General features: G+C 67.2%; 27 protein-coding genes. 11 read left to right on the forward strand and 16 right to left on the reverse strand.

The window, feature by feature from the left end; all coding sequences use genetic code 11:
* Window positions 1-141 precede the first annotated feature (141 nt).
* Complete coding sequence (locus AC1DDO_RS08035) at window positions 142-1,479, reverse strand: MFS transporter (protein WP_476971708.1); 1,338 nt, start codon at window positions 1,477-1,479, stop codon at window positions 142-144.
* 112 nt (window positions 1,480-1,591) lie between these two features.
* Window positions 1,592-2,350 carry a LamB/YcsF family protein gene (locus AC1DDO_RS08040; protein WP_476971709.1) on the reverse strand — a complete coding sequence of 253 codons (759 nt, stop codon included), beginning with the start codon at window positions 2,348-2,350 and terminating at the stop codon, window positions 1,592-1,594.
* A 107-nt stretch (window positions 2,351-2,457) separates the two neighbouring features.
* Between AC1DDO_RS08040 and AC1DDO_RS08045 the strand changes: the two genes are divergently transcribed.
* On the forward strand, window positions 2,458-3,150 hold the full coding sequence (locus AC1DDO_RS08045; protein WP_476971710.1) for a GntR family transcriptional regulator: 693 nt from the start codon (window positions 2,458-2,460) through the stop codon (window positions 3,148-3,150).
* Between the two features lie 36 nt (window positions 3,151-3,186).
* Here the strand turns inward: AC1DDO_RS08045 and AC1DDO_RS08050 are convergent, their stop codons facing one another.
* Complete coding sequence (locus AC1DDO_RS08050) at window positions 3,187-4,236, reverse strand: LacI family DNA-binding transcriptional regulator (RefSeq protein ID WP_476971711.1); 1,050 nt, start codon at window positions 4,234-4,236, stop codon at window positions 3,187-3,189.
* Between the two features lies 1 nt (window position 4,237).
* On the reverse strand, window positions 4,238-5,503 hold the full coding sequence (locus AC1DDO_RS08055; protein ID WP_476971712.1) for a Gfo/Idh/MocA family protein: 1,266 nt from the start codon (window positions 5,501-5,503) through the stop codon (window positions 4,238-4,240).
* A 171-nt stretch (window positions 5,504-5,674) separates the two neighbouring features.
* On the opposite strand from AC1DDO_RS08055, the gene AC1DDO_RS08060 reads away from it, so the two are divergent.
* The 6 genes from AC1DDO_RS08060 to galK all read left to right on the forward strand — a co-directional run bounded on the left by AC1DDO_RS08060 (window position 5,675) and on the right by galK (window position 13,621).
* Window positions 5,675-6,631 carry a carbohydrate ABC transporter permease gene (locus AC1DDO_RS08060; RefSeq protein ID WP_441409119.1) on the forward strand — a complete coding sequence of 319 codons (957 nt, stop codon included), beginning with the start codon at window positions 5,675-5,677 and terminating at the stop codon, window positions 6,629-6,631.
* Window positions 6,632-6,642: 11 nt separating this feature from the next.
* Entirely contained in the window at window positions 6,643-7,569 is a 927-nt protein-coding gene (locus AC1DDO_RS08065; protein WP_441409120.1) for a carbohydrate ABC transporter permease, read from the forward strand.
* Window positions 7,570-7,622: 53 nt separating this feature from the next.
* Window positions 7,623-8,996, forward strand: coding sequence for an ABC transporter substrate-binding protein (locus AC1DDO_RS08070; RefSeq protein ID WP_476867803.1), 1,374 nt, complete (start codon window positions 7,623-7,625; stop codon window positions 8,994-8,996).
* Window positions 8,997-9,116: 120 nt separating this feature from the next.
* On the forward strand, window positions 9,117-11,282 hold the full coding sequence (locus AC1DDO_RS08075; protein WP_476971713.1) for an alpha-galactosidase: 2,166 nt from the start codon (window positions 9,117-9,119) through the stop codon (window positions 11,280-11,282).
* A gap of 30 nt (window positions 11,283-11,312) precedes the next feature.
* Entirely contained in the window at window positions 11,313-12,452 is a 1,140-nt protein-coding gene (gene galT / locus AC1DDO_RS08080; protein ID WP_476971714.1) for a galactose-1-phosphate uridylyltransferase, read from the forward strand.
* Window positions 12,449-13,621 (forward strand): galactokinase, encoded by a 1,173-nt coding sequence (galK, locus tag AC1DDO_RS08085; RefSeq protein ID WP_476971715.1) that lies wholly within the window; start codon window positions 12,449-12,451, stop codon window positions 13,619-13,621. The genes galT and galK overlap by 4 nt, the downstream gene beginning before the upstream one ends.
* Here galK and AC1DDO_RS08090 read toward each other — a convergent pair whose 3' ends face one another.
* The 10 genes from AC1DDO_RS08090 to AC1DDO_RS08135 form a co-directional block, all read right to left on the reverse strand.
* The gene (locus AC1DDO_RS08090; protein WP_476971716.1) at window positions 13,622-14,677 is read right to left on the reverse strand and encodes a HoxN/HupN/NixA family nickel/cobalt transporter; all 1,056 of its coding nucleotides are present in this window, start codon (window positions 14,675-14,677) and stop codon (window positions 13,622-13,624) included.
* Entirely contained in the window at window positions 14,677-15,507 is an 831-nt protein-coding gene (locus AC1DDO_RS08095) for an urease accessory protein UreD (protein ID WP_476971717.1), read from the reverse strand. The genes AC1DDO_RS08090 and AC1DDO_RS08095 overlap by 1 nt, the downstream gene beginning before the upstream one ends.
* A 134-nt stretch (window positions 15,508-15,641) precedes the next feature.
* Window positions 15,642-16,259: an urease accessory protein UreG gene (ureG, locus tag AC1DDO_RS08100; protein WP_476971718.1), complete on the reverse strand. Its 618-nt coding sequence runs from the start codon at window positions 16,257-16,259 to the stop codon at window positions 15,642-15,644.
* 47 nt (window positions 16,260-16,306) lie between these two features.
* Window positions 16,307-16,975, reverse strand: a complete 669-nt coding sequence (locus AC1DDO_RS08105; protein ID WP_476867809.1) for an urease accessory protein UreF — start codon at window positions 16,973-16,975, stop codon at window positions 16,307-16,309.
* Window positions 16,976-17,110: 135 nt separating this feature from the next.
* Window positions 17,111-17,593: an urease accessory protein UreE gene (gene ureE / locus AC1DDO_RS08110; protein ID WP_476971719.1), complete on the reverse strand. Its 483-nt coding sequence runs from the start codon at window positions 17,591-17,593 to the stop codon at window positions 17,111-17,113.
* A gap of 19 nt (window positions 17,594-17,612) precedes the next feature.
* Complete coding sequence (ureC, locus tag AC1DDO_RS08115; RefSeq protein WP_476971720.1) at window positions 17,613-19,358, reverse strand: urease subunit alpha; 1,746 nt, start codon at window positions 19,356-19,358, stop codon at window positions 17,613-17,615.
* Window positions 19,355-19,750 (reverse strand): urease subunit beta, encoded by a 396-nt coding sequence (locus AC1DDO_RS08120; RefSeq protein ID WP_476867812.1) that lies wholly within the window; start codon window positions 19,748-19,750, stop codon window positions 19,355-19,357. Before AC1DDO_RS08120 ends, ureC begins: the two co-directional genes overlap by 4 nt.
* Before the next feature lie 9 nt (window positions 19,751-19,759).
* Window positions 19,760-20,062 carry an urease subunit gamma gene (locus AC1DDO_RS08125; protein WP_476867813.1) on the reverse strand — a complete coding sequence of 101 codons (303 nt, stop codon included), beginning with the start codon at window positions 20,060-20,062 and terminating at the stop codon, window positions 19,760-19,762.
* 201 nt (window positions 20,063-20,263) lie between these two features.
* Complete coding sequence (locus AC1DDO_RS08130) at window positions 20,264-20,830, reverse strand: DUF805 domain-containing protein (protein ID WP_476971721.1); 567 nt, start codon at window positions 20,828-20,830, stop codon at window positions 20,264-20,266.
* A gap of 350 nt (window positions 20,831-21,180) precedes the next feature.
* Window positions 21,181-21,501 (reverse strand): DUF6221 family protein, encoded by a 321-nt coding sequence (locus AC1DDO_RS08135; protein WP_476867815.1) that lies wholly within the window; start codon window positions 21,499-21,501, stop codon window positions 21,181-21,183.
* A 97-nt stretch (window positions 21,502-21,598) separates the two neighbouring features.
* Here AC1DDO_RS08135 and AC1DDO_RS08140 point away from each other — a divergent pair, with 97 nt between their 5' ends.
* Window positions 21,599-21,934, forward strand: a complete 336-nt coding sequence (locus AC1DDO_RS08140; RefSeq protein ID WP_476867816.1) for a hypothetical protein — start codon at window positions 21,599-21,601, stop codon at window positions 21,932-21,934.
* Window positions 21,935-21,968: 34 nt separating this feature from the next.
* Here the strand turns inward: AC1DDO_RS08140 and AC1DDO_RS08145 are convergent, their stop codons facing one another.
* Window positions 21,969-22,712 carry a LysR family substrate-binding domain-containing protein gene (locus AC1DDO_RS08145; protein ID WP_441409135.1) on the reverse strand — a complete coding sequence of 248 codons (744 nt, stop codon included), beginning with the start codon at window positions 22,710-22,712 and terminating at the stop codon, window positions 21,969-21,971.
* Window positions 22,713-22,814: 102 nt separating this feature from the next.
* Here AC1DDO_RS08145 and AC1DDO_RS08150 point away from each other — a divergent pair, with 102 nt between their 5' ends.
* On the forward strand, window positions 22,815-23,219 hold the full coding sequence (locus AC1DDO_RS08150; protein ID WP_476971722.1) for a DUF5997 family protein: 405 nt from the start codon (window positions 22,815-22,817) through the stop codon (window positions 23,217-23,219).
* 140 nt (window positions 23,220-23,359) lie between these two features.
* Window positions 23,360-23,968 carry an NADPH-dependent FMN reductase gene (locus tag AC1DDO_RS08155; protein WP_476971723.1) on the forward strand — a complete coding sequence of 203 codons (609 nt, stop codon included), beginning with the start codon at window positions 23,360-23,362 and terminating at the stop codon, window positions 23,966-23,968.
* Window positions 23,969-24,015: 47 nt separating this feature from the next.
* Here the strand turns inward: AC1DDO_RS08155 and AC1DDO_RS08160 are convergent, their stop codons facing one another.
* Window positions 24,016-24,393, reverse strand: a complete 378-nt coding sequence (locus AC1DDO_RS08160; RefSeq protein ID WP_476971724.1) for a VOC family protein — start codon at window positions 24,391-24,393, stop codon at window positions 24,016-24,018.
* 131 nt (window positions 24,394-24,524) lie between these two features.
* Here AC1DDO_RS08160 and AC1DDO_RS08165 point away from each other — a divergent pair, with 131 nt between their 5' ends.
* Complete coding sequence (locus AC1DDO_RS08165; protein ID WP_476971725.1) at window positions 24,525-25,160, forward strand: hypothetical protein; 636 nt, start codon at window positions 24,525-24,527, stop codon at window positions 25,158-25,160.
* Window positions 25,161-25,198 lie beyond the last annotated feature (38 nt).

Raw genomic sequence — 25,198 nt, forward strand, 5'->3', positions numbered from 1 at the left:
CGTGTCCTCTTGAACTGCTGCGTTCTCTAGCTTGGGGGTTTCCCCTGCTGTCTCAATCACGAGGTGCCTCACTCATTGTGCCGGAGAAATTTTGCCGGTGGAATTGTGCCGGTGGACAGGATCCGCTGAACCGGATCCGGGTCAGGCGTGGGCTTCCTGCAGGAGCCGTTCTTCTTCGTCGGTATGCGGGTTGCGCCCGATGACGAGCCCGATCACCGTCACGATCGAGGCGACCGCGAGGTAGCCGGCGATCAGGAACCAGTTGCCGCTGGAGGCGAAGAGGGCGGTGAAGACCAACGGTGCGATGGCGCCGCCGAACACGCCGGCGATGGTGTAAGCAAGCGAGCTGCCGGCGTAGCGCAGCCGGGCCGGGAATTGCTCGGTGATGTAAGCGGCCTGCGGGCCGTACATGAAGGCATGGAACGCCAGCCCGATCACGATGCCGATGGTCAGCGTGAGGACCGACTTGTCCTGGATCATGACGAAGAACAGCGGGATGTACAGGGCGGTTCCGACGGCGGCGACGCCGTATACGAGGCGGCGGTTGATCCGGTCCGTGAGGGCGCCCGCCGCGGGGATCAGGACCAGCTGGAAGGCGGAGCCGATCAGGATGGCGCTGAGTACGTTGCTGGTGGTCATGCCCAGTTGCTTGGTGGCATAGACGGCCATGAAGACGGTGAGCAGGGAGTACAGCACGTCCGGGCCGATGCGGGACAGGGCGGCGGACACGAGAGCGCGGGGTTCCTTGGTGAAGACCTCCTTGATGGGGGCCTTGGGCGCTTCGCCGTGGGCCTGGATGGCCTTGAAGACGGGGGTTTCCTCGAGCTTGAGCCTGATTAGCAGGCCAAAGCCCACCAGCAGGGCCGAGGCGAGGAAGGCCACGCGCCAGCCCCAGGAGAGGAAGGCCTCGTCGGTGAGCGTCGCAGCGAGGATGGCCAGGACGCCGTTAGCCATCAGGTTGCCGGCGGGCGGACCGATCTGCGCGGCCGAGGACCAGAAACCCCGCTTCCGGGGGTCGCCGAATTCGCTGGAGAGCAGCACGGCTCCGCCCCACTCGCCGCCGACGCCGATGCCCTGCGCCAGGCGCAGCAGCACGAGGATGATGGGTGCGGCTATACCGATGGTGGCGTAGCCCGGCAGCGCGCCGATCACCACCGTTGCGATGCCGATCATCAGCAGGGTGGTCACGAGGACTTGCTTGCGGCCGATCTTGTCACCGAGCCGGCCGAAGATCACGCCGCCGATGGGACGGGCGAGGTAGCCCACCGCAAAGGTCGAGAAGGACAGCAACAGCCCGACGTATTCGTCGTTACCGGGGAAGAAGACCTTGGGGAACACCAAGGCCGAGGCCACGGAGTAGATCGCGAAGTCGTAGTACTCCAGCGACGTGCCGGTGAGGCTCGCGACGTAAGCCTTGAGGGCGCCGGGTGGCATCCTCTTCTTGCTGGCGGCCGGGGTGGCCTGCTGCGGTGTGGTCATGGTTTTCCTCCAGGTGTGCGGGTGCTGCCTGTTGCTGGGGTGGAGCCAGCGGTAAATACGGGGTGGGTCCGGCACGATGCTGTGAACGCCGGCCGGGACGAAGGCAAGTGCCTTAGACGAACGCGGCGGTTTCGATTCCGGCGGCGTTGAGCGCCTCACGTACTGCGGCGGCCATGGTGACGGCTCCCGGGGAGTCACCGTGCACGCAGATGCTTTCGGCGCGGATTTTCAGGATGGAGCCGTCGATGGTGCGGACGGCGGAATCGGTGGCCATCCGGAGGACATGCTCAGCGACGAGAGCGGGATCCTCCAGCACGGCTCCGGGCAACGTACGGGATACCAATGTGCCGTCCGGGTTGTAGGCGCGGTCGGCGAAGGCTTCGGTGACTGCGCGAAGGCCGGCGGCCTCGGTGAGGCGGAGCACTTCGGAGCCCGGCAGGCCCAGGATCGGCAGGTTCGGGTCAACGGACTTTACGGCGTCGACGACGGCCTTCGCCTGGCCGGTGTGCGCGACAATCGCGTTGTAGAGCCCGCCGTGCGGCTTCACATACCGGACCGTGCCGCCCTCTGCGGCGGCCAGCGCCTGCAGAGCGCCGATCTGGTAGACGACGTCGTCCGCCAATTCGACCGGATCGATGTCCAGGAAGCGGCGGCCGAAGCCGGCGAGATCGCGGTAGCCGACATGGGCGCCAATCACGACGCCGGCGGCGACCGCCTCGCGGCAGGTCCGGCGGATAACGCTGGGGTCACCCGCGTGGAATCCGCAGGCCACGTTTGCGCTGGACACAGAGCGGAACATCGCCGTGTCGTCGCCAAGGGTCCAGCGTCCGAAAGACTCGCCAACGTCGCTGTTTAGGTCAATGGTTGCCATTTGTGATCCTCGTCTCATGATAGCCCCCTACCAAGGATGCATTATTTTCACGGATTGTTCAACAATCCGACGATTCAACATTGGGACGATCGTGTAGATTCGGCACTATGACGACTCCCGATGCAGATGCCGGATCAGCCCTCGGCGCGGCCGCGGCACGGCTGCGCGTGGCAGTTCCCTCCGTGGCGGACCGGGTGGCGGCCGAACTTCGCCTGCAGCTGGCCGAGGGAATTCTGCTGCCGGGCGCCCGGCTCACGGAATCAACCATCGCCGAAGACCTCGGCGTCTCCCGCAACACCGTCCGCGAGGCCTTCGCCGAGCTAGCGGCCGAACGCCTGGTGGTGCGGCACCCGAACCGGGGCGTCTTTGTGGCAAGCCTGGAGGCCGGGGACATCCACGACGTCTACACGGTCCGGCGCGCCATTGAAGTCAGCGCGATCCGCGGCGGCGGCAGCCCCGAGCGCGTGGCGGCGGTCCGCGCGGCCGTGGAAGAGGGCAAAGCTGCAGCAGCCGCCAACGACGAAGAGGCCCTGGGCAGCGCCAACCAGCACTTCCACGGCGCCATCGTGGCCCTGGCGGGCAGCAGGCGGCTGGATACGATCATGGCCCAGGTCCTGGCCGAGATGCGGCTGTTCTTCCACAAGGCCACGCTGGACGCGCACTTCTACCGCGGCTGGCTGCCGGACAACGAGGAAATCTGCAAGGCCCTCGAAGCGGAGGATCTGGACCGCGCCGGCGAGCTGCTGCTGGCCTATTTGGACCGGTCAGAGCAGCGCCAGGCCGCCGTCCACGGGGAGTGAACCTGCCCTACAGGGAGTGAACCAGCAGCCCGGACCTTACGCTGCGGGCGCTGCCGGCACGGGCACGCAGCCGCAGGACGCCCGGAGGACCAGGTCCACGGGGAAGGTCCTGTTCCTGGTGGGTGACTCGCTGTCGGAGTCGATGAGCGCCTCGACGGCGGCCTCAGCCATGGCCTGCACGGGCTGCGCGACCGTGCTCAGCGGCGGCCAGCTGTACTCCGCCTCAGCCGAGCCGTCGAAGGAGAAGACGGCCAGGTCCTCAGGAATCCGCAGGCCGGCCTCCTGCACTGCGCGCAGCAGGCCGACGGCCTGCAGATCGGAACTGACAAACACCGCGGTGGGCCGCTCCGCGGCCGCGAGCAGCCGCTGCCCGGCGCGGTAGCCGCCCTGGCGGTCGAAGTCGCAACGCACAATCGGCCCTTCCGGGAGCCCGGCCTCCGCGAGCCCCTGCTGCCACCCGATCTCGCGCCCGTCGAGGTCATTGCCGACATTCATGCCCATGACCAGCGCGATCTTGCAGTGGCCATGGCCCACCAGATGCTCGACGGCGCGCCGGGAGCCTTCTTGCAGCTCCACGCCCACCGAGTTGAAGCCCGGCACCTCGCTGCTGTGGTTCAGCAGCACGGCAGGGATCTCCGAATGCTCAAGCTCGGTCAGGTCGGGTTCGAACAGCACGCTGGAGAGGAAGACGCCGTCCACACGGCGGCTCGCGAGGTTCTTGACCTGGCGGCGTTCGCTGGCCGCCGAGCCGCCCGAGTTGGCCAGCAGCAGCGCATAGCCGCGCGCCGCTGCGGCTTCCTCCACGGCGCGGGCCAGGGTGGCGAAGAAGGGGTTGGTGGTGTCCGGAACCACCATGCCGAGCATCTCGCTGGAGCCCAGTTTCAGTGCCCTCGCCGCGGCGTTCGGCCGGTACCCCAAGGCACTGATGGCCTCGCGCACTTTCGCGGCCGTCCCCGGGGAGACCCGCTTGGGGCCATCGTTCACCACATAACTGACCACGGCGGTGCTGACACCAGCCAGCCGGGCCACGTCTTTGCGGGTGATCGTGGGCCTGGCGGAGGCTGGCGGGTGTGGCACAGTGACCATGCTACCGCCGGAGTTCCCCGGCAAAGCCTTCCCCAACTGATGCTTCGCGGCCGGATCCCGGTGCGTGCAGCCTGGCCGGGGCGTCGCCGTGGTCCGGCACGGGCAGCCGCTCCCCGCCGCGGAGGGCGGACTCGTGCGCCACGATCCCCGGGAGGGTGTAGCGGGCGGCCTCCCAGGCGTTCACCGGCGGCAGCGTTCCCGTGTCGACGGCGGTGGCGAAATCGTCTACCAGGAAGTGGTGGCTGCCTTCGTGCCCGTTGTGAAGTCCGCGGAACTCGGCGGGAAGCCGGCCGGCGTCGTGCACGGGCGCCAGGCCGGAACTGAAGGCGTCCCGCAGGGCCGGTGCGACCTCGGCCAGCGCAGGATCGTCAGCCGCAAGCGTGGCCCCGGTGGCCAGTTCGGCGCTGACATCGGTCACTGATTCCTTGTCCTGCCACACGCTGACCGTGGCCAGCTGCTCGAAGCTGGCTTCGGTGCCGAAGTACCGGAAGCGGCTTTCGCGCAGGTGGGAGGGGTAGCCGACGCGGCGCATCTCGTTGATGCGCATGGACCCGCCGGTTGAGAGCTCGAACAGCGCGGTGGCATTGGAGAAGTCGTTGCCGAACATGCTCACATCTTTGTCGAACACGCCGTCGCCGCGCTCGTCGGGGACGCCGATGCAGCTGACGCTGACGGCGTGGCCGCCGATTGCGCCCAGCACCCCGCCGGTGGAATGGGTCGGGTACAGCATGGGCGGGTAGCTGGCGGTGCGCTTCCAGTCCTCCCCGCCGCTGTACTGGTAGGCCTCGTAGAAGCCCAGGTCCATGTCGTGCACATAGTCGCCCTCGGCGTAGAAAATGCGGCCGAACGCGCCCTCGGCCCGGCGTTTGCGGGCGTATACCGTGGCGGGGTTGTAGTAGCTCGTCTCGCCCATCATGTAGGTCAGCCCCGTCTCGCGGACGGCGTCGATGATCCGGGCGATTTCGTCCTCGCTGATGGCCATCGGCACCGCCGAGTAGACATGCTTGCCGGCGCGGAGTGCCTGCAGCACCAGCGGCCCGTGCGTCCAGCGCTGGGTGAAGATCGCCACGGCGTCCACGCCGCCGTCGAGCATGGCCTCGAAGCTGGGATAGGTCCCGGCCAGGCCGAGCCGCTCCCGGAGGGCCTCGGCCCGTTCCGGCAGGACGTCGGTGACGTGGACTTCTGAAATTGCGGGGTGGGCGTCGAAGAGTTTGGCGAATGCGCCTGCGAACTGGCCGGCGCCAACAATGCCTAGTGAGAACGTCATGCACGCAAGTTTCACACCAGTTTCTACTCGAGTCAATAGCTGGTGGTGGGGGAATGTTTTCCGCCCGGAAACATTAAGGAAACGGTTGCGCATTGGAAAGTTACTCGTGTAGATTCAGGCCTCAGTTGTAATCCACGTCACAGCATCCACGTAACTGCGGAGGAACCACAAATGACCACCACAACTGCCCGCGGAGCCGCCCCGGCCCGCAAGGCGACCGGTACGGGAACGGGCAATGCTGCCCCCCGCCGCCGTCGCCGCCCCCGGACCGACCTGAAGGTTGCCCTGCTCTTCATCGCCCCGGCGATGCTCGGCTTCGTGGTGTTCTACCTTGTACCGAGCATCCGGGGCCTCTACCTGAGCTTCACCGAATACAACATCCTCGGCACGCCAAAGTGGATCGGCGGCGCCAACTATGCGGCCATCGCCAAGGACCCACTGTTCTGGAACGCGCTGGGCGTCACCACCCAGTACGTCCTGATCAACATCGTGCTGCAAACGGTCCTGGCCCTGGGCCTGGCCCTCCTGATGCACCGGGTCGCCAAATCGACCTTCATCCGCGGCAGCCTGCTGCTGCCCTACCTGATGGCAAACGTCATCGCCGCGCTCCTGTGGTTCTGGCTGCTGGACTACCAGATCGGCATCGTGAACAACCTCATCGACGCCGTCGGCCTGCCCCGCGTCGCCTTCTTCGGCAGCGAGGAATGGGCCATCCCCACCCAGGCCCTGATCAATACGTGGCGGCACATGGGCTACACGGCCCTGCTGATCTTCGCCGGCCTCCAGGCCATCCCCCAGGGCTTGTATGAGGTGGCCAACCTGGACGGCGCCTCACCCCTCCAGACCTTTTGGAAGATCACCATGCCGCTGCTCCGGCCCGTCGTCGTACTCGTCCTGATCGTCACCGTCATCGGCTCGTTCCAGGTCTTCGACACCGTCGCCGTCACCACGCAGGGCGGCCCCATCAACGCCAGCCGCGTCCTGCAGTACTACATCTATCAGCGGGCCTTCACGGAGTCTGACTTCGGTTACGGTTCGGCCCTTGCTGTCATCCTCTTCGTCATCCTCGCCCTGGTGGCCTTCATCCAGATGAAGTTCCTCAAGGGCAACGAGTCGGACCTGGACTAAGGAGTCCCAGCATGACTACTGCCACTTCAGCCATTCCCGCCAAGTCCCGCCGAATCACCGGCCGCCGCTTCAACTGGCGGCGCGCCGGAGCCTGGGCCCTCGTGGTCCTCGCCGTCGCCGTCTCGGTACTGCCCTTCTACTGGGTGCTGCGCACCTCGCTGTCCACCAACAGCGCCCTGGCTTCCAACGCCTCGAACCTGCTGCCGGCCGACTTCAACCTTGGTGCGTACAAGCGGGTCTTCGGCCTCCAAAGCGCCCAGGAGGCCATGGCGGAGGGAGGCTCCGGCGCCAAGATCGACTTCTGGATCTACCTGCGCAACACCGTGATCTTCGCCGGCATCACCACCGCCGGCGCCGTCTTCTTCAGCGCCATGGCCGCCTACGCCTTCTCCCGCTTGCGCTGGCGCGGCCGCAACGCCGTGTTCAGCCTGTTCCTGGCCACCATGATGGTGCCGCCGATCTTCACCGCGCTGCCCAACTTCCTGCTGATCAAGAACCTTGGCCTCCTGAACACCATGCTCGGGATGGTGCTGCCCTACCTCTTCATGACCCCGTTCGCGATCTTCTTCCTGCGGCAGTTCTTCCTGAACATGTCCCGGGAAGTGGAAGAGGCCGCCATGCTCGACGGCGCCAAGCACGTGCGCATCTTCTTCCAGATTGTGCTGCCAAACGCCGCGGCCCCGCTCGCCACCCTGGCGCTGCTGACCTTCATTGGGCAGTGGAACGAATACTTCTGGCCGCTGCTGGTCGGCAACCAGGAAAACGTCCGCGTGCTGACCGTCGGCCTGGGCGTCTTCAAGTCCCAGTCGCCCCAGGGTGCCCCGGACTGGTCCGGCCTCATGGCCGCCACGCTCATCTCGGCCGTGCCGGTCCTGCTGCTCTTCATCGCCTTCGGCAAGAAGATCGTCAACTCCATCGGCTTCTCCGGCATCAAATAACACCCCATCCCAAAAGCCCACCCCAGATACACCGTCCCGAAAGGACCCCCAGCATGAACAAGAAAGCATCCGGCAAGAAGGCAGTCGGCGCCCTCGCCGCCGCGGCCGCCGCTGTCCTAGCCCTCTCCGCCTGCGGAAGCGGCGGAGGCGCCTCAGCCGCCTCCGGCGAGGAAGCCAAGGGCGAGATCAGCTACTGGCTCTGGGACGCCAACCAGCTCCCGGCGTACCAGCAGTGCGCCGATGACTTCCACACGGCCAACCCGGACATCACCGTCAAGATCACCCAGCGCGGCTGGGACGACTACTGGAGCACGCTGACCAACGGCTTCGTCGCAGGCACCGCCCCGGACGTCTTCACCGACCACCTGGCCAAGTACCCCGAATTCGCCAAGACCGGACAGCTCCTGGCCCTGGACGATGCCGTCGCGAACGATCACGTCGACCTCGCCCAGTACAACAAGGGCCTTGCCGATCTCTGGGTGGGCGAGGACGGCAAGCGCTACGGCCTGCCCAAGGACTGGGACACGATCTCCCTCTTCTACAACAAGAAGCTCACCGCCGACGCCGGAGTCACCGATGAACAGATGAAGGGCCTGAGCTGGAACGCGCAGGACGGCGGCACTTATGAAAAGGCGATCGCGCACCTGACCGTGGACAAGAACGGCAAGCGCGGCGACGAGGCCGGCTTCGACAAGACCAAGGTCGCCGTCTACGGCCTCGGCCTGAACAGCTCCGGCTCCGGCCAGGGCCAAACCGAGTGGAGCTACCTGACCGGCACCACCGGATGGACCCACACGGACAAGAACCCCTGGGGCACCCACTTCAACTACGACGACCCCAAGTTCCAGGATTCCATCGCCTGGTTCGCCAGCATGGCGGAGAAGGGTTACATGCCCAAGCTCGAAACCACCGTCGGTGCGAGCATGGCGGACACCTTCGCCGCCGGCAAGTCTGTCATCAACGCTCACGGCTCGTGGATGATCGGCCAGTACACCGGCTACAAGGGAGTCAACGTCGGAATCGCCCCGACCCCCACCGGCCCCGACGGCAAGCGGTCCTCCATGTTCAACGGCCTGGCCGACTCCGTGTGGTCCGGGACGAAGAAGCCCGTTGCTGCCGTGAAGTTTGCCGAGTACCTGGGCTCCGCCGCGTGCCAGGATGTCGTGGCCTCCAAGGCCGTGGTGTTCCCCGCAATCACAACCTCCTCGGACAAGGCCGAAGCCGCCTTCAAGGCCAAGGGCGTGGACGTGACCCCCTTCACCCAGCAGGTCAAGGAAGACACCACGTTCCTGTTCCCGATCGCCGACAAGGCGGCCAAGGTGGACGGCATCATGAAGCCGGCCATGGACGCCGTGGTCTCCGGCAAGCAGCCGGCCAGCTCCCTCTCGCAGGCCAACGACCAGGTCAACTCACTTTTCAACAAGTAAGCCTGTTCAAGTAAGCCTCTGAAGCCACAGCCGCCGGCAACTGCGGCGCCCGGTGCGCGGGGTCCCCAGCCGGATCCCGCGCACCAGCACCTGACTTCCGCACTACTGAAAGCGAATCCCATGCACCCCGTGCACCTGCGTTCTGCCGGCACCAGCCTCCTGCTGGCCTTCGACTCCGGCGAGGCCGAGATCGTCCACTGGGGCGCCGACCTCGGCGAACACCTCCCCGATCTGGCGATCCTCCGGGGGCCCGTCCCCCACTCCGCCCTCGACATCCCGGTCACCGCCGGGCTGCTCCCGCAGACCTCCTCCGGCTGGGCCGGACGCCCGGGCCTCCGCGGGCACCGGACCACCGACGGCCGCCCCGGCCAGGACTTCTCGCCGGCCCTGCGGGTGGTTTCCGCCCGGGTGCAGGACGGCGGCCGCGGGGTGCTGATCATCCACCGGGATTCCGAGGCCGGACTCGAGGTCGCCTCGGAGCTCACCCTCCACCCCGGCGGCCTCCTCGAACTGGCGCACACGCTGACCAACAGCGGCACGGCCGAATACCAGCTCGAGGAACTGGCTACGGTGCTGCCGGTGCCGCGGGACGCCACGGAACTGCTCGACCTCACCGGACGCTGGTGCCGTGAAAACCACCCGCAGCGGCACGCCGTCCAGCAGGGAACCTGGGTCCGCACCGGCCGGCATGGCCGGACCGGCCACGATTCCTCGCTGCTGGTGGCAGCCGGGACCGCCGGCTTCTCCAACCGCCGGGGACAGGTGTGGGCCACGCATTTGGGCTGGAGCGGCAACCACGAACAGTACCTCGACAGCCTCACCGACGGCCGGCGGATGCTCGGCGCCACGGAACTGCTCGGCTCCGGCGAAGTGGTGCTCCACCCCGCCGGCAGCTACCGCACGCCGTCGCTCTTTGCCGCCTACTCCGGCCAGGGACTGGACGGCATCACCGAGGCCTTCTACGACTGGTTCCGCGCCCGCCCGCAGCACGTGGACACCACCTCCGGGCGGCTGCGCCCCGTGGTGCTCAACACCTGGGAGGCGGTCTACTTTGACCACCGCCTCGAACCCCTGCTGGAACTCGCCGAATCGGCCGCCGGGCTCGGCGTCGAACGCTTCGTCCTCGACGACGGCTGGTTCCGCGGGCGTCGCGACGACCACGCCGGCCTGGGCGACTGGTTCGTCGACGAGGGTCTGTGGCCCGGAGGCCTCACGCCGCTGATCGACGCCGTTACCGGCCACGGCATGGAGTTTGGCCTGTGGGTGGAGCCGGAGATGGTCAACCTGGACTCCGACGTCGCCCGCGAGCACCCGGAGTGGATCGTGGGCCCGTCGGCGCTTTCCTACAAGGACGGCGGCCGGCTCCCGCACACCTGGCGCAACCAGCACGTCCTGGACCTCGCCAACCCGGAGGCCTGGCAGTACATCTACGGCCGCCTCGACGCCCTGCTGCGCGAAAACAACATCGCCTACCTCAAATGGGACCAGAACCGCGACCTCACTGAGCACGGCCGCGGCGGCAGCCCGTCCGTCCACGAGCAGACGCTCGCGGCCTACCGGCTCTTCGACGCGCTCAAGGCAGCACACCCGGACGTGGAGATCGAAAGCTGCTCCTCGGGCGGGGCACGCGTGGACCTCGGCATCCTGCAACGCACCGACCGCGTGTGGGCCTCGGACTGCAACGACGCCCTGGAACGCCAGACCATCCAGCGCTGGACCCAGGCCATCCTGCCGCCGGAACTCGTCGGGGCGCATATCGGACCGACCACCTCGCACACCACGGCACGCACCCACGACATCTCCTTCCGCGCCATCACCGCACTCTTTGGCCACTTCGGCATGGAGTGGGACATCCGCGCGGCCACGGACGAGGAGCGGGCCACCCTGCGCCGCGTGATTGCGCTGTACAAGCGCCACCGCGCCCTGATCCATTCGGGCAAGCGGGTAAACGCGGATACCGCCGAGCCCACCTTGAGTCTCCACGGCGTGGTCGCCCACGACGCCGGCGAGGCCCTGTTCGCTGCCGTGTCCCTGGCGTCCTCCCCGACTGAGGTCCCCGGACTGGCCTCGCTGCCGGGCCTTGACCCGAAGCGGAGCTACCGCGTCCGGGCCGAACTGCCCACGCCCCTCGACGGCGACTACGCGCACACCTTCACCCAGATCCAGCCTCCGGCCTGGCTGGAAGACGGGGCCGTTGCCACCGGCGCCTTCCTCCAGCACGTCGGCCTGCCCCTGCCGGTCCTGAACCCGGAGCACGCCCTGCTCCTGCACGTCCAGGCCCTCTGACCGCCCGGCTCCACCCCCTGAAGGAACCCCATGACCAGCATCATCAGCCGCAGCGACGCCCCGGCGTCGGTGTCCGCGGTCACCAGTACGCGGCTCGCCGACGGGCGCGAACTCCTGTATTTCGACGACACCGACCGTCCCCGGCAGCGCCGGTCCAGGGACCGCCGCGAACTCCCCGAACGCGCACCCGCCGGGGAAATCCGGTACGACGCGCTGACCGGGGACTGGGTGGCGGTCGCCGCCCACCGGCAACACCGGACCCACCTGCCGCCGGCGGACGAGTGCCCGCTGTGCCCTAGCACCGAGGCGCGGCCCTCGGAGATCCCGGCGGCGGATTACGATGTCGCCGTGTTTGAAAACCGCTTCCCCTCGCTCGGCCCGGAATTCGCCGCTGCCCCGGCAGCGCCGGGCTGGGGAACCCGCGGAATCGCCGGCGGCCGGTGCGAGGTCGTGGCGTTCACGCCCGAGCACACGGGGACGTTCGCCGCGCTCAGCAGCCGGCGCGTTCGCACGGTGATCGACGCCTGGGCGCACCGGACCGAGGCGCTCAGCGCCCTTCCGGGCGTGGCGCAGGTGTTCTGCTTCGAGAACCGCGGCGAGGACATCGGCGTGACACTGCATCACCCGCACGGCCAGATCTACGCCTACCCCTATGTCACGCCGCGGGCCGCGGTGATGGCCTCGGCCGCCGGGCGGTTCCACGAAGCGGCGGGCGGGACGGCCACCCTGACCGGGAGTATTTTGGCGGGCGAACGCGCCGACGGCGCCCGGATGGTGGTGGAGGGCGAATTCTTCAGCGCGTATGTGCCGTTCGCGGCCCGCTGGCCGTTGGAAATCCATCTGGTTCCGCACCGCCAGGTTCCGGACCTGGCGGCGCTGACCGGCGCCGAGCGCGACGAGCTCGCCGTCCTGTATCCGGACCTCCTGGGCCGCTTTGACGCGCTCTACAGCAGCCCGACGCCGTACATCAGCGCCTGGCACCAGGCCCCCGTTGACCCGGTCCTGCGCCGGTCCGGCTACCTGCACCTGCAGCTCACCTCGCCCCGGCGGGCCGCCAACAAACTCAAGTTCCTGGCCGGCTCCGAGGCTGCCATGGGCGCCTTCATCAACGACACCACGCCCGAAGAAGTCGCCGCACGGCTCCGGGACGCCAGGACAGGAACGGCATGACCACCACCAACAGCACACGGACGGCCCCGGCGGAGGCGCTGACCGGAGCCTTCGCCAGACATTTCGGCCGCCGCCCCGACGGCGTGTGGCAGGCGCCGGGGCGGGTCAACCTGATCGGCGAGCACACCGACTACAACGAGGGCCTCGTCCTGCCTTTCGCCATCGACCGCAGCACCACCGTGGCCCTGGCAGCCCGGCCGGACCGCACCGTGCGGCTGGCCTCCGGGTTCCCGGGCGCCGAACCGGTCGAATTCGATCTCGACACGTTCAGCCCGGACCAGGCCGCGGGCTGGTCCGCCTATCCGGCCGGGGTGGCCTGGGAACTGGAACGCGCCGGCATCACGGTCCCTGGCTTTGACCTGTTCGTGTCCTCCGATGTGCCGGTCGGGGCCGGGCTGTCCTCCTCCGCCGCCCTGGAATGCGCCGTCGCCCTGGCCGTGTCCGATCTCACCGGAGCAGGCCTGGGCCGCCCCGAATTGGCGGACATCGGCCGGCGTGCCGAAAACAATGTGGTCGGTGCGCCCACGGGCATCATGGACCAGTCCGCCTCGATGCTCGGCACCAGGGATTGCGCCGTCTACCTGGACTGCCGGGACCTCAGCTCCCGCGCTGTGCCGCTTGGCCTGGCGGAGGCCGGGCTTCTCTGCCTGGTCATTGACACGAAGGTTTCGCACGCCCACGCCAGCGGCGGGTATGCCCATCGCCGGGCCTCGTGCGTCCGGGGTGCGCGGGAAATGGGCGTGGGCGCCCTTCGGGATCTCGGCGCCGAAGACCTGCCCAGGGCTGGGCGCATCCTCGACGACGTGACCTTCCGCCGGGTCCGGCACATCGTTACCGAGAACGAACGGGTCGCCCGGACGGCGGAACTGCTCGGGACCCGCGGGCCGCTGGCCATCGGGGAACTGCTGGACGCCAGCCACCGCTCCATGCGGGACGACTTCGAGATCTCCTGCCCCGAACTGAACCTGGCCGTTGAGGCCGCCCGCGCCAACGGCGCGATCGGTGCACGGATGACAGGTGGCGGATTCGGCGGCTCGGCTATCGCCCTGGTTCCCGTCGACGACGCCGATCGGGCCAGGTCCGCGGTCCTTGCCCGCTTCACCGCCCGCGGGCTGCCGGCTCCGGACGTCTTCGCTGTCCTTCCGGCAGAAGGGGCGCGGCGGCTGTAATCAGCGCCCGTAGCGGGCACGCGCGGATGTCCGTCCGTGCAGCGCTGCCGCGGCCCAGGCGGACATCAGCAGCGCCACCAGCAGCAGGCCGGCGTCGCCCAGTTCCACGGACCCGAGCCAACTGGCCAGGGGGTCTCCGAGGCCGAACACCTCATGCATGGCCCCGCCCAGGGTGAGGACCGCAATGAAGAGGGCGGACACGGCAGAAATGCCCGTGATGGCGGCATTGAAGCCGAGTTTGCGCCGCGGATCCGTCAGGGCAGAGCGGTACATCCGCATCATGGCCACGCCGTTGACGGTGTCGCACAGCGTCATGGCGGCGGTGAACGCCAGCGGAAGCGCCATCAGGGCAAGCGGTGAGACGCCGGCCAGTGATGCCGCCGTCGTCATGACCAGCAGACCGATCGTGGTGGCGGTGTCGAATCCCAGGCCGAAGAGGAACCCGATCACGTAGATGTTCCGCGGATGCCTGACCCGGGCCAGCGGACGCGAGAGCAGCCGGGCCACCAGGCCCCTCGCGGCCAGGTCCTCGTGGGTGATCGAGGCACCATCGCGTGCACTGCGGTAAATCTTCAGCGTCCGGAGGAACGCCGAACCGTTGAAAGCGCCCATGGCCAGCAGGAACAGCCCCGACACGCCGCTGCCGATGATCCGCAGCAGCAGGTTTCCGGCAGTCCCCTCCTCCATAAAGCTGCCCACCAGCGAGGCCCCCGCGACCACGAGCACGCCGGCGAGGACCACCACGGAACTGTGGCCAAGGCTGAACGCGAAGCCCACACTGACCGGATCGCGGTGCTCGGCCGCGAACTTGCGGGTGGAGTTGTCGATCGCGGCGAGGTGGTCCCAGTCGTAGCTGTGCTTCACTCCTGCCAGGTATGCCGTCAGCACCAGCCCGACCCCCAGCGGCTGTCCGCCGCCTGCCGCACTGGAGCCCAGGAGTACGACGGCGGCAGCATGCAGCGCAGCCACCGCACCGAAGGTCACCAGGAGCCGCGTCCGCAGCGGCAGGTGCGCCCGCCGCCGGTACACGGCCGCCATCTGCCCGATCGTGGCCATCAGTATTTCCTCAAATCCAGCGGCTCCTGGCCGTACCAGCGCTTCCGCAGCAAGGTGGTGGCGGCTCCCGCAACCCGCCGCAGTTCTTCCGTGCTGTTCGAGAGCGACCTCATCACCAACCCGGCCGTTCCCAGCATGCTGGCGGTGAGCGAAATGCCGGTATGGGCACCGTAACCGGCCATGATCCCGTGCAGTTCATCGGCAAGTTCCTGGTCCACCCGCGGGTCCACGACAATCAGTGACCCCAGATGGCTGTATCCCTCCATGAACGCCATGCCGGTGACATCGGCCAGCGAAGGGCGGAGGAGCACGTTGTCCAGGACCAGCAGCCCGGCCGCTTCCCCGGATTCGACCCGTATCTCAGTCCGCAGCCGCAGCTCCTCGTAGCGGAACGAGGCCCCGTCCGGAGACCACCCGGGCGTCACAATCTCGGCCATGATCAGGCTCGACGACGGCCGCACCGTCACGTGGGTATTCTGCCGGTAGCTGGCCTCCCGGTAGGCGATCAGCTGGTCCGGGGCGAGCTCCAAACGCGCCCCCTCCCCCAGCCGCAGCCGCATCCGCTGCTCGGCAAAAGATCCCGGAGTCCGGTAGATCTTGGTGGCCGACTGCGTCGCGAGCAGCAACTTCGCCCCATCCGCCACCTCCACATCAATCACATAGAGGTCGGCCCCCAGATAGGCCCCGCCCGGGTTCACCAGCACATAACAAACCTGCCCGGACTCATCCAGGTAATGCGGCCGCAAAATCCTTAAAGCCCCGCGATGGTACTGATGCGTGGCCACCGAACGTCCTGCCCGATCGGCGACCAGAAGCTCAAGGTGACCCATCACGGGCCGATCAGCGGACGCGGGTGAAGGGGGCCGCGGCGTGGCGGGCACCGCGGAGCGGGCACGGCCCCCTTCACCCGCGGGCGCCGGCCCAGGTGAGACAGCCGCCTGGGACTGAACGGCCGCCGTCGTGCTCATGACGCCAGGTCGAGCATCAGGACTTCGCGCCGCACCCATTCGATGACGCGTTCCAGGCCTTCGTCGGTCTTGAGGTTCGTGAAGCAGAACGGCTTCTCGCCCCTGAATTCGCGGGAATCCCGTTCCATGACGGAGAGGTCCGCGCCGACGTGGGGCGCCAGGTCGGTCTTGTTGATGATGAAGAGGTCGGACTTGATCATGCCCTGGCCGGCCTTACGCGGGATTTTCTCCCCCTGGGCCACGTCGATGATGTAGATGGAAAAGTCCACCAGCTCGGGACTGAACGTCGCGGAGAGGTTGTCGCCGCCGGATTCGACAAAGATCACCTGCAGGTCCGGGTGCCGTTTCTTCAGCTCCTCGATGGCCGCCGTGTTCATGGAGGTGTCCTCGCGGATGGCCGTGTGTGGGCAGCCGCCGGTTTCGACGCCGATGATCCGGTCCAGCGGCAGGATCCCGTTGGCGGCGAGGATCTTGGCGTCCTCGATCGTGTAGATGTCATTGGTGATGGCCGCCATGGAGATGGCCCGGCTCATGTGGCGGGTGAGGCGCTCCACGAGCTGGGTCTTCCCGGCACCCACCGGGCCGCCGATGCCGATGATGATGGGCTCAGACATATACTTCTCCAGACATATTTCTCGTCAGCATTTCTTGTAAAGTTCTGCTAGCTCATGAACATGCGGGCGCGCTGGCGTTCGTGCCGCATCTGCGAAATTTCGAGTCCGGGGCTGACGGCCCCAAAGTCGTCGGGCGTGAGGTGGCCGGCCCGCTCGGCGGCGGCAGCGACGCCGTCGGCCGCCTTCCGCAGCAGCCGCTGGCCGGCGTTCTGTCCCAGCGGAATGGCCCGGACCGCGTTCTGCGTCAGGGACGTGACCGTCGCGAACAAGTAGGCAACCAGGGCCTCGGGGAGCGGCGCATCCAGCGAGCGGGCGATCACGGCGAACGCGAGCGGCTGGTGCCCGGCAGCCCGGCCGGAAGCCACCAGCTCCCTGTATTCGGCCAATGCCGGGGACGGGAAGATCTCGGACCCGATCTCCAGCAGCCGTCCGCCCATCTTGATACTCGCCTCGCGCACTTGCCGGGGCAGCAGCTGGGCGCTCAACAACTCATCCAGCTCAGCAACAGCAGCGCCCTCATAGAGAAACCGAATGGCCAGGGCGTCCGAGTAAGTCAATTGCTGCGAAATGAACGCCGCCAACCAAACCCCAAAGCTCGCCTCATCCCGCACCAGCCCGCGCTCAATATAAGTCTCAAACCCAAGCGAGTGAGCAAAAGCCCCGGTAGGAAGCGCAGAATCGGTGAGCTGCTGCAAAGCGAGCTGGTATCCGTTCACTGAAGTGCCGCCCAGAGTGAGGAAGCAAAGCGATGCCCCGGTTTGGGGGCCGCGGCGTGGCGGGCACCGCGAAGCGGGCACGGCCCCCAAACCGGGGTGGCGCACCCAACCGCCGCCGCGGCTTTAACTGCGGAACTAGTGGCTGTGTTCAGCATGGCGGAAGGGGACGGGCATCACGCGCTTCTGGCGGTCGTAGGGCGCTCCGACGTGTTTGAGATAGTCCTCCACGGTGTGGTCGTACTGGCACACCATCACCTCGGCCCCGTACTCCGAAGCGGCGTCGAAGAACTGGGCCTGCAAATGCCGGTTGCCCAGGCTGTGCGCCACCACGCCCATCTCGTGGATGGAGCGCGGGGCGATCACCAGGACGTCGGTGGGCAGCACGGAGATCACGATCATGTTGCTCCCGGCCACGTGCAGGATGTCGCCGTCGCGCAGGTCTGAAGCAGCGGAGGGGAGCCTGATGCCTAGCTCTTTGCCGTGGTCGGTGGTGACGCGCTGGATGCGCTTGACCAGCTGGGCGCTGGGCAGCACCACCTTTTCCCGGTGGAGCCCGGCATACGGGTCCGGCCCGGGCGGAAGGTCGTGCGTGTTGCCGAGGACCTTTTCGATGATCATGTTCGTCTCCTCTGGATCCCTAGAAAAGGAAATAGCGCTGGGCCATGGGCAGCACGTCCGACGGTTCGCATGTGACGTCCTCGCCGTCGACGCTCACCTGATACGTTTCCGGGTCCACCTCAATGTTCGGGGTGGCGCCGTTGTATTTGAGGTCCGCCTTCGTGAGGTTTCGGATGCCGGACACCGGCCGGATGACCTTTTCCAGGCCGAGCTCGGCCGGGACCCCGGCGTCGATGGCGGCCTGAGAGAGGAAGGTGATGGAGGACTGCTGCAGGGCCTTGCCGTAGGCAGCGAACATCGGCCGCATGGTGCGCGGCTGGGGTGTGGGAATGGAGGCGTTGGCGTCGCCCATGAGGGCGTAGGCGATCTGGCCGCCCTTGAGCACCAGCTCCGGCTTCACCCCGAAGAACGCCGGGTCCCAGAGCACCAGGTCGGCGAACTTCCCGACCTCCACCGAGCCGATCGAGTCCGCCATGCCCTGCGCGATGGCCGGGTTGATGGTGTATTTCGCCACGTACCGCTTGAGCCGGAAGTTATCGCTCTCCGCCCCCTGCCCGGCAGCGGCGCCGTGCACACCGCGGTGGGGGTCTTTGAGCACACCGCGCTGTTTCTTCATTTTGTCCGCCACCTGCCAGGTGCGGATGATCACTTCGCCCACGCGGCCCATGGCCTGGGAGTCCGAGGACGTGATCGCGAAGATGCCCAGGTCCTGCAGGACGTCCTCGGCCGCAATGGTCTCGGCGCGGATCCGGGAGTCGGCGAACGCCACGTCCTCCGGAATGTCCGGATTCAGGTGGTGGCAGACCATGAGCATGTCCAGGTGCTCTTCGATCGTGTTGCGCGTGTAGGGCAGCGTGGGGTTGGTGGACGCCGGCAGGACGTTGGGCCACCCGGCGATCTTGATGATGTCCGGCGCATGCCCGCCGCCGGCACCCTCGGTGTGGAAGGTGTGGATCACGCGGCCGTCGATCGCGCGGATGGTGTCCTCCACGAAGCCGCACTCGTTCAGGGTGTCGGTGTGAATGGCCACCTGGACGTCGTATTCGTCCGCGACCTTCAGGGAGGTGTCGATCGAGGCCGTGGTGGATCCCCAGTCTTCGTGGACTTTCAGTCCGATCGCGCCGGCGCGGATCTGTTCGGCGAGCGGTTCGACGGCGGAGGCATGGCCCTTGCCAAAAAGGCCGATGTTAATAGGGAGTCCTTCGGCGGCCTGCAGCATCCGCTGGATGTGCCATTTGCCGGGGGTGACGGTGGTGGCCTTGGTGCCTTCGGCGGGGCCGGTGCCGCCGCCCACCATGGTGGTCACGCCGCTGCACAGGGCGGCGGTGACCTGGTCCGGGGAGATGAAGTGGATATGGGAGTCCACCCCGCCGGCCGTCAGGATTTTCCGCTCACCGGCAATGATCTCGGTGCTCGCGCCGATCACGATGTCCACGCCGTCGGTGATCTGCGGGTTGCCGGCCTTGCCGATCCGGAAGATGTGGCCGTCCCGGAGCGCGACGTCGGCCTTGTAGATGCCGGTGTAGTCCAGGACGACGACGTTGGTGATCACGGTGTCCGGTATGTCCTCCCCGCGGGTCAGCTGGCCGTTCTGGCCCATGCCGTCGCGGATCACTTTGCCGCCGCCGAACACCACTTCCTCGCCGTAGACGGTGAGGTCTTTCTCAATCTCGAGGAACAGATCGGTGTCGGCCAGGCGGATGGCGTCGCCCGTCGTCGGGCCGTAGAGGTCTGCGTATTGCCTGCGGGATAGCTCGAAACTCACTGCGCGTCACCTTTCCCTTCGGAAACACGGGGGTCGGAAACGTGTAGGTCGGAAACACGGCGTCCGGTCTCGCGGAGTCCGGTCTCGTTGAGTGGTCCGTTGACGGCGTTGCTGAGCCCGTACACTTCCCGACTGCCCGCGAGTTCTATCAGCCGAACGGTCCTGCTGTCCCCGGGTTCGAACCGTGCGGCGGTGCCGGCCGGGATGTCCAGGCGCCGGCCATAGGCGGTCTGCCGGTCAAAGTGCAGTGCCGGGTTCGCCTCGGCGAAGTGATAGTGCGAGCCCACCTGGACTGGGCGGTCACCCGTGTTGGTCACGGCGACCTCCACTGCCTCACGCCCGGCGTTGATCAGCAGCGGAGTGGCGCTGAGGACGTATTCTCCCGGAATCATCGAAACTCCCTAGCGGATGGGGTCGTGGACGGTGACGAGCTTGGTGCCGTCCGGGAAGGTGGCCTCGACCTGGACGTCGTGGATCATTTCCGGCACGCCCTCCATGACGTCGTCGCGGCCAAGGAGGGTGGTTCCGTAGCTCATGAGGTCCGCCACGGTCCGGCCATCCCGGGCGCCCTCGATCAGTTCGTAGCTGATGACGGCGACGGCCTCGGGGAAGTTCAGCTTCAGGCCGCGGGCCTGGCGACGGCGGGCGAGGTCCGCCGCGACCACGATCATGAGCTTTTCCTGCTCGCGGGGCAAGAGGTGCATGACGGAATCCCTTCAAGAACCGCACCGGCGGGCGGACCGCAGATGCCGCGGTGTGACCAGCGTAGGCCGCGGAGATTTCCTGCAGGTTTCCGGCGTCACATTTGTCGGCTTCTCGTGGCTGGCGGCGCTCAACTGAGCCGGCATCAGGACGCAGAAGGGCCACCGGAGCGTACCGCCCCGGTGGCCCGTTGACCTGCGCGCCTACCAGGTCGGCTGGTCGAACCGCTGACCTTCAGGCTTGGGGCCCATCAGGATGAAGACGAACACAATGATGGGACCGGCCAGAGGGATCAGAACCAGAAGGTACATCCAGCCGCTGTAGTTGGCGTCGTGGAGGCGCCGGACCGTCAGCGCCAGGGACGGAACGAGAACTGCCAGGAACCAGATGGCGGCCAGAACCAGCCCGACAACGTAACCTGGGCCCGGGACGCTCGTTCCGTCAGGACGTAGCGTTGCGCCGGCGGAGCCGCCGACAAGCATGATGACGTCCAAGACGAGCGAGATGATGCCGGCGACGAGCGTCCACCACCAGTATTCGCTCCGGCTCGCCCTGCCTGAGAACGTTGCGTATTTCTTGAAGAACCTGGACACGGCCTCCGGCAGGGAGGCGCCGTACAGGGGTGCCCAGAGCGGCACCGGCCCGGACGCCGCGCCCGGGTACGCCGGCGCGCCGTACGGGTTGGACGCCCACCCCGGGTTCTGCCGGGGCTGCTCGCTCGGCCACTGCTGCCGGCCGGTGTCCTGCGGGAACTTATGCGGATCTGACATGTCGCTCTCTTTCAATGGACGGTTCTAGCGGCGTCGGTTGCGGCTGGATCGATGAACTGCCGGTCTTTACTGAACTGCGCGTCTTTACTGAACTGCGGGTCTCTACTGCTGCTTTCCTGACTCTGCGGTGCCGGGGCAGGCCTGGGCGCGCTTGACCTGCCAGATAGCGGTTGTGCGCGATGGTTCTCCCCCATTTTCCGGGGCACCACAGGAGGCCCCGGGTGCCATGGTAGCGGCGATACGTCGCCTGCGGCAGGGGTGAGGAAGGATTGTTTTCGCAGGTCAGGGCATGAAAATAGGCGGCCAGGTTGCAACCGGGTCTGCTTCGAGTGGAAGAAAGCCGAAGACCGCTATCCCGTGATCCGCCACCGGGACTGGAATTCGGGGTGGTCCGCGTACGGCAGGGCCAGGGTGTGCAGGGACTGCGTGGTCCACTCAATGACGTCCGGCACCCAGCCGGCGTCGGCGGGCTCCTGGCTGACCAGGGCTGCCAGCACGGACTGGCGGGCGGATTCGATGATGCCGATGAGCTGGCGCTTGGCCTCACACTCGCGGAGCAGGCGGCGTTCATACCACTCCCCGGAGACGGCAAGCGTGGGGTCGCCGAGAAGTTTCAGTGCGGCAGCTTCGTCTTCTTTAATGCGTGCGGTCAAGAACTCGACGATGTCCACGAACCGAGCCTATGCGCGCCTGTGCTCACACGGCTATGCCTAGGGTTTCCCCTCTTTCGGGGACCCCGGCACCAACAGTGCTTGTTAGGGTGGATGAATGAAACGACGCCTCGCCACTCTTGCCGCTGCCGCCGCGTTGATCGCCCTGAGCGGCTGTGGCCAGGTGCAGGGCGCCGCCGAAAAGGCCGTCAACGACGGGGCATCCCAGGTTGCAGCGGCGGCCGGCAGTGAAGTGAAAAAACAGGCCTGCGCCCTCGTGAAGGACGGCCTCGTCAGCGTCAAGGACAAGGAACTGCTGGGCGGCCTGGTCGCCGGCGCGGAAACCGCCGGCACACCCGCTGAGATCACCACGCCACTGCGCCAGATTGCCGATTCCGGAGACCAGGTTCCGGCCGAATCCGTCAAGGCCCTTCAGGACGCCTGCGCCAAGTAGCGGCCGCGGCAACGGGGGAACGTCCGCGTATCCCCTAGCGTTTGCCTTTTTTCCGTGATCCCTTGCCACGGCCCTTGTCCGGGTTTGGCGCGTAACGCTGCGCCACCTTGGGCTTCTTGGTGGCAGATCCCGTGCCGCGCCGGTCCGGCTTGGGCTCCCGCTTGGGTTTCTCCTGCTGCGCCGAGGGCTGGCGGGAGCTCGCCGCGGTGCGCCCGCGGACAATCCCGATGAATTCCTCGATCACCTCGTCCGTGGCGTCGCTGGGCCAGGCCAGGGCGATCTCCGTGCCGGGCGCACCCGTGAGCTTCCGGGCCACAGTGTCCTTGACGTTGAAGTGCCGGGCCACGGACATCGGCAGGATCACCAGTCCGGCACCGGACGCCACCACCTGCAGGGCCATCGCAGGGCCGCCGAGCTCCTGCACGTCAAGGAAAGTCTCCTTGGACAGATCCGCCAGGTCCACTTCCTCGAACACGGTGACCTCGTGCCCCTTGGGTACCACCACCACGGGCTGTTCCTCGTAGAGCGGGATGACGCTCAGGCCCTCGCGGTCCACGGGGAGCCGGACGAAGCTCAGGTCCGCCGAGCCGTCGCGGAGCACGGCGAGCTGCGCGCCGTCGTCGGACATGAAAGAGTGCAGCGGCACGTCCGGCATACGTTCCTCCCAGCGCCGGATCCATTTTCCGGGGGTCACACCGGCAACGTACGCAAAGCGCAGCTCGCGGACCTCGGGCTCGGACGGTGTGGCGTTTTCGGGGGTTTCTTCTGCGGCGGACACACGTTCACAGTACCGCCACCGCCGTCGTACGGCTCTTTTGCACGGAGTCCGCATGGTGCCGGTGTGGTGCCTTGCGGCTTTGTAGCCGGATACCCTTGAACCATGACCTCTGCAAACTCCCAGTCCATGAAGCCGGCCACCGTTGCCAAGAAGCTTGGCATCTACCTGCCGGCGACACCCCAGGAGTTCCAGGATTCGGCCATCACCCGCGCTGACTTCGCCGAGCTCCAGGCCAACCCGCCGGAGTGGCTCGTGGAATTGCGCCGCAACGGCCCCCACCCGCGGCCCGTGGTGGCGCAGAAGCTCAACGTCTCCATCAGCGGCCTGGCCCGCGGCGGCGTTGAGGAAGCGCTGACGACGGCGGAAATCACCGCGCTGCTCCAGGCTCCCCCGGCCTGGCTGGTTACCGAGCGCTCCACCCACGCCGCCGTCCGCGCCGAGGCCCAGCGGGTCAAGGACGAGGCCGCCAAGAAGGACGCCAAGAAAGCCCGCACCAAGGCCGAATAGCGGCACCCGGCTCCTTCCGGCACCTATTTTCATCCCGCGGACGCAGGGCTATGCTCGCGGAATGAGTCGGGTCCGCCGGCCCGATCGCCTCTGTATCCCAATCCACCAGCCTCCGGCGGAGCACCGGGAAGGAACAGGCCATGGCCTACAAGATCGGGTATTTTGTCGGGAGCCTCTCCAGCACTTCCATCAACCGCACGCTGTCCAAGGCCCTGATCCGGCTTGCACCCCCGGAGCTGGAGTTCACGGAGATCCCCATCAAGGACCTGCCGTTGTACAGCCCGGATTTCGATGCAGCCTTTCCGCCCGAAGGTCAGGCCCTCAAGGACGCCGTTGCCGCATCCGACGGCATCCTGTTCGTCTCCCCTGAATACAACCGCTCCATCCCGGGGGCGCTCAAGAACGCCATCGACTGGGGATCCCGGCCCTGGGGCACCAATTCCTTCGCGCGCAAGCCCACCGGGATCATCGGCGCTTCCCCCGGCGGCATAGGCACTGCCGTGATGCAGTCCTCGTTCCGGAGCGTGCTGAGCTTCCTTGATGCGCCGCAGCTCAATGCGCCGGAGGCCTACATCCGCTTCACCCCGGAGGTCTACGGCGAGGACGGCGAGGTCAAGGACGAGGCAACAGCCAAGTTGCTGGGCCACTACATGGACGAATATGCCTCCTTCGTCGCGCGCGTCCTGGCCGCCAACGCACCTGGCCACATCGGCGACGAGAACCCGGACAAGGACAAAGTAAACCGCTAGGCCCCGTGTCCGGTTTGGCGCCGGGTGCGGCCAGGCCCGGCCCGCGTCTAGTCCTGGTGCAGCTGCACGAAGTTCCCGCAGCCGTCATCCATCACCACGGACGTCCCGCCGGGCCCCTCGGACGGCTCGCCCTGGAACATCACGCCCCTGGCAGCCAACCGGTCATATTCGGCCCGCACGTCCGGCACGCCAAACACGATCGCCGGGATTCCGGCGTCGTGCAGTCCGTTCATGTACGCCGCCCCGAGCGGGTTGTCACTGGGCTCCAGCAGCAGCCCGGCGCCACCGGCGCCGCCTGGATCCTTGACGATGAAGAGGTTGTGCTCCGGCATCGCCATCAGGGTCTCGAAACCCAGGATGCCGGTATAGAACTCATGGGCCGAGGCGGGATCCTTGACGTGAATACTGCACATTTTCAGTCGCATGGCCCCTAGGCTACGCCGGGACGCTCCGTGACGGAACGTCCCGCGCGGGGCATTGACGGCCCCGCCGCAAGGGATTCCAATGGAACTAGCGGAACAGCGCCCGCCCGGGATGGTTCCGCCGGAGGTGTGCAATGACGTCGCTTTCAGACTCCGGAGCCCTTGCGGTCTGGCAGTTCCTCGCCCTCGCCGTCCTGGTCGTCGGGGCGGCGTTCATCTCGGTCTACTTCGCCCGCAAACACCTGGCGGCCCAAGACGGACCCTCAGAGGGCGCGGACGGCGCGTTTTGGGACGTGTTCGCCGGACTCGCCGTCGTTGTGCCCGCTATCGTCCTTGCATCCTTCACGTGGCCCTGGGCCGGTCTGGCGCTCGGAATGCTGGCCGGCGGCGCAGCCCTGGCGGCCCTGGCCGCTGCACCCCGGCTGCTCCGCCGGCAAAAAACCCGCCGTGCCAGCCGCGAGACCCAGCTCCTTAACGAGGCGGCGGCCGCACGGCACCGGAACGCCCTCGCCCGGTGGCAGCGCTACGAACTGGACCCGCGGTTCTCGATTGACTACCCCGCCATGAGCGATACCCGGCGCCCGGAAACTGCTGCGCTGATCCGGGCAATCAAGGCCGCCGAGCGTCTGGGCAGCCCAACGGACCGCCCGTGTTCGGATGTTGCCTACGCCCCGGCCGTGGACCGGCTGGAACACGCCCTGGCTGAGGCTGAACGCGCGGCCGGCGTCAACCCCGCAGCGCTGCCTGGCCCGGACCACGCGCACAACTGATTCCTTCAATTGTTGATCCGGCAGTTACCGGCCACCTC

It is taken from the genome of Arthrobacter sp. 10N43 (assembly GCF_056394525.1).

Bases quoted from the DNA above. Each gene is read 5' to 3' on its own strand.
- AC1DDO_RS08035 (WP_476971708.1), bottom strand. From the start codon at position 1,479: ATGACCACACCGCAGCAGGCCACCCCGGCCGCCAGCAAGAAGAGGATG.
- AC1DDO_RS08040 (WP_476971709.1), bottom strand. From the start codon at position 2,350: ATGGCAACCATTGACCTAAACAGCGACGTTGGCGAGTCTTTCGGACGC.
- AC1DDO_RS08045 (WP_476971710.1), top strand. From the start codon at position 2,458: ATGACGACTCCCGATGCAGATGCCGGATCAGCCCTCGGCGCGGCCGCG.
- AC1DDO_RS08050 (WP_476971711.1), bottom strand. From the start codon at position 4,236: ATGGTCACTGTGCCACACCCGCCAGCCTCCGCCAGGCCCACGATCACC.
- AC1DDO_RS08055 (WP_476971712.1), bottom strand. From the start codon at position 5,503: ATGACGTTCTCACTAGGCATTGTTGGCGCCGGCCAGTTCGCAGGCGCA.
- AC1DDO_RS08060 (WP_441409119.1), top strand. From the start codon at position 5,675: ATGACCACCACAACTGCCCGCGGAGCCGCCCCGGCCCGCAAGGCGACC.
- AC1DDO_RS08065 (WP_441409120.1), top strand. From the start codon at position 6,643: ATGACTACTGCCACTTCAGCCATTCCCGCCAAGTCCCGCCGAATCACC.
- AC1DDO_RS08070 (WP_476867803.1), top strand. From the start codon at position 7,623: ATGAACAAGAAAGCATCCGGCAAGAAGGCAGTCGGCGCCCTCGCCGCC.
- AC1DDO_RS08075 (WP_476971713.1), top strand. From the start codon at position 9,117: ATGCACCCCGTGCACCTGCGTTCTGCCGGCACCAGCCTCCTGCTGGCC.
- galT (WP_476971714.1), top strand. From the start codon at position 11,313: ATGACCAGCATCATCAGCCGCAGCGACGCCCCGGCGTCGGTGTCCGCG.
- galK (WP_476971715.1), top strand. From the start codon at position 12,449: ATGACCACCACCAACAGCACACGGACGGCCCCGGCGGAGGCGCTGACC.
- AC1DDO_RS08090 (WP_476971716.1), bottom strand. From the start codon at position 14,677: ATGGCCACGATCGGGCAGATGGCGGCCGTGTACCGGCGGCGGGCGCAC.
- AC1DDO_RS08095 (WP_476971717.1), bottom strand. From the start codon at position 15,507: ATGGGTCACCTTGAGCTTCTGGTCGCCGATCGGGCAGGACGTTCGGTG.
- ureG (WP_476971718.1), bottom strand. From the start codon at position 16,259: ATGTCTGAGCCCATCATCATCGGCATCGGCGGCCCGGTGGGTGCCGGG.
- ureE (WP_476971719.1), bottom strand. From the start codon at position 17,593: ATGATCATCGAAAAGGTCCTCGGCAACACGCACGACCTTCCGCCCGGG.
- AC1DDO_RS08120 (WP_476867812.1), bottom strand. From the start codon at position 19,750: ATGATTCCGGGAGAATACGTCCTCAGCGCCACTCCGCTGCTGATCAAC.
- AC1DDO_RS08125 (WP_476867813.1), bottom strand. From the start codon at position 20,062: ATGCACCTCTTGCCCCGCGAGCAGGAAAAGCTCATGATCGTGGTCGCG.
- AC1DDO_RS08130 (WP_476971721.1), bottom strand. From the start codon at position 20,830: ATGTCAGATCCGCATAAGTTCCCGCAGGACACCGGCCGGCAGCAGTGG.
- AC1DDO_RS08140 (WP_476867816.1), top strand. From the start codon at position 21,599: ATGAAACGACGCCTCGCCACTCTTGCCGCTGCCGCCGCGTTGATCGCC.
- AC1DDO_RS08150 (WP_476971722.1), top strand. From the start codon at position 22,815: ATGACCTCTGCAAACTCCCAGTCCATGAAGCCGGCCACCGTTGCCAAG.
- AC1DDO_RS08155 (WP_476971723.1), top strand. From the start codon at position 23,360: ATGGCCTACAAGATCGGGTATTTTGTCGGGAGCCTCTCCAGCACTTCC.
- AC1DDO_RS08160 (WP_476971724.1), bottom strand. From the start codon at position 24,393: ATGCGACTGAAAATGTGCAGTATTCACGTCAAGGATCCCGCCTCGGCC.
- AC1DDO_RS08165 (WP_476971725.1), top strand. From the start codon at position 24,525: ATGACGTCGCTTTCAGACTCCGGAGCCCTTGCGGTCTGGCAGTTCCTC.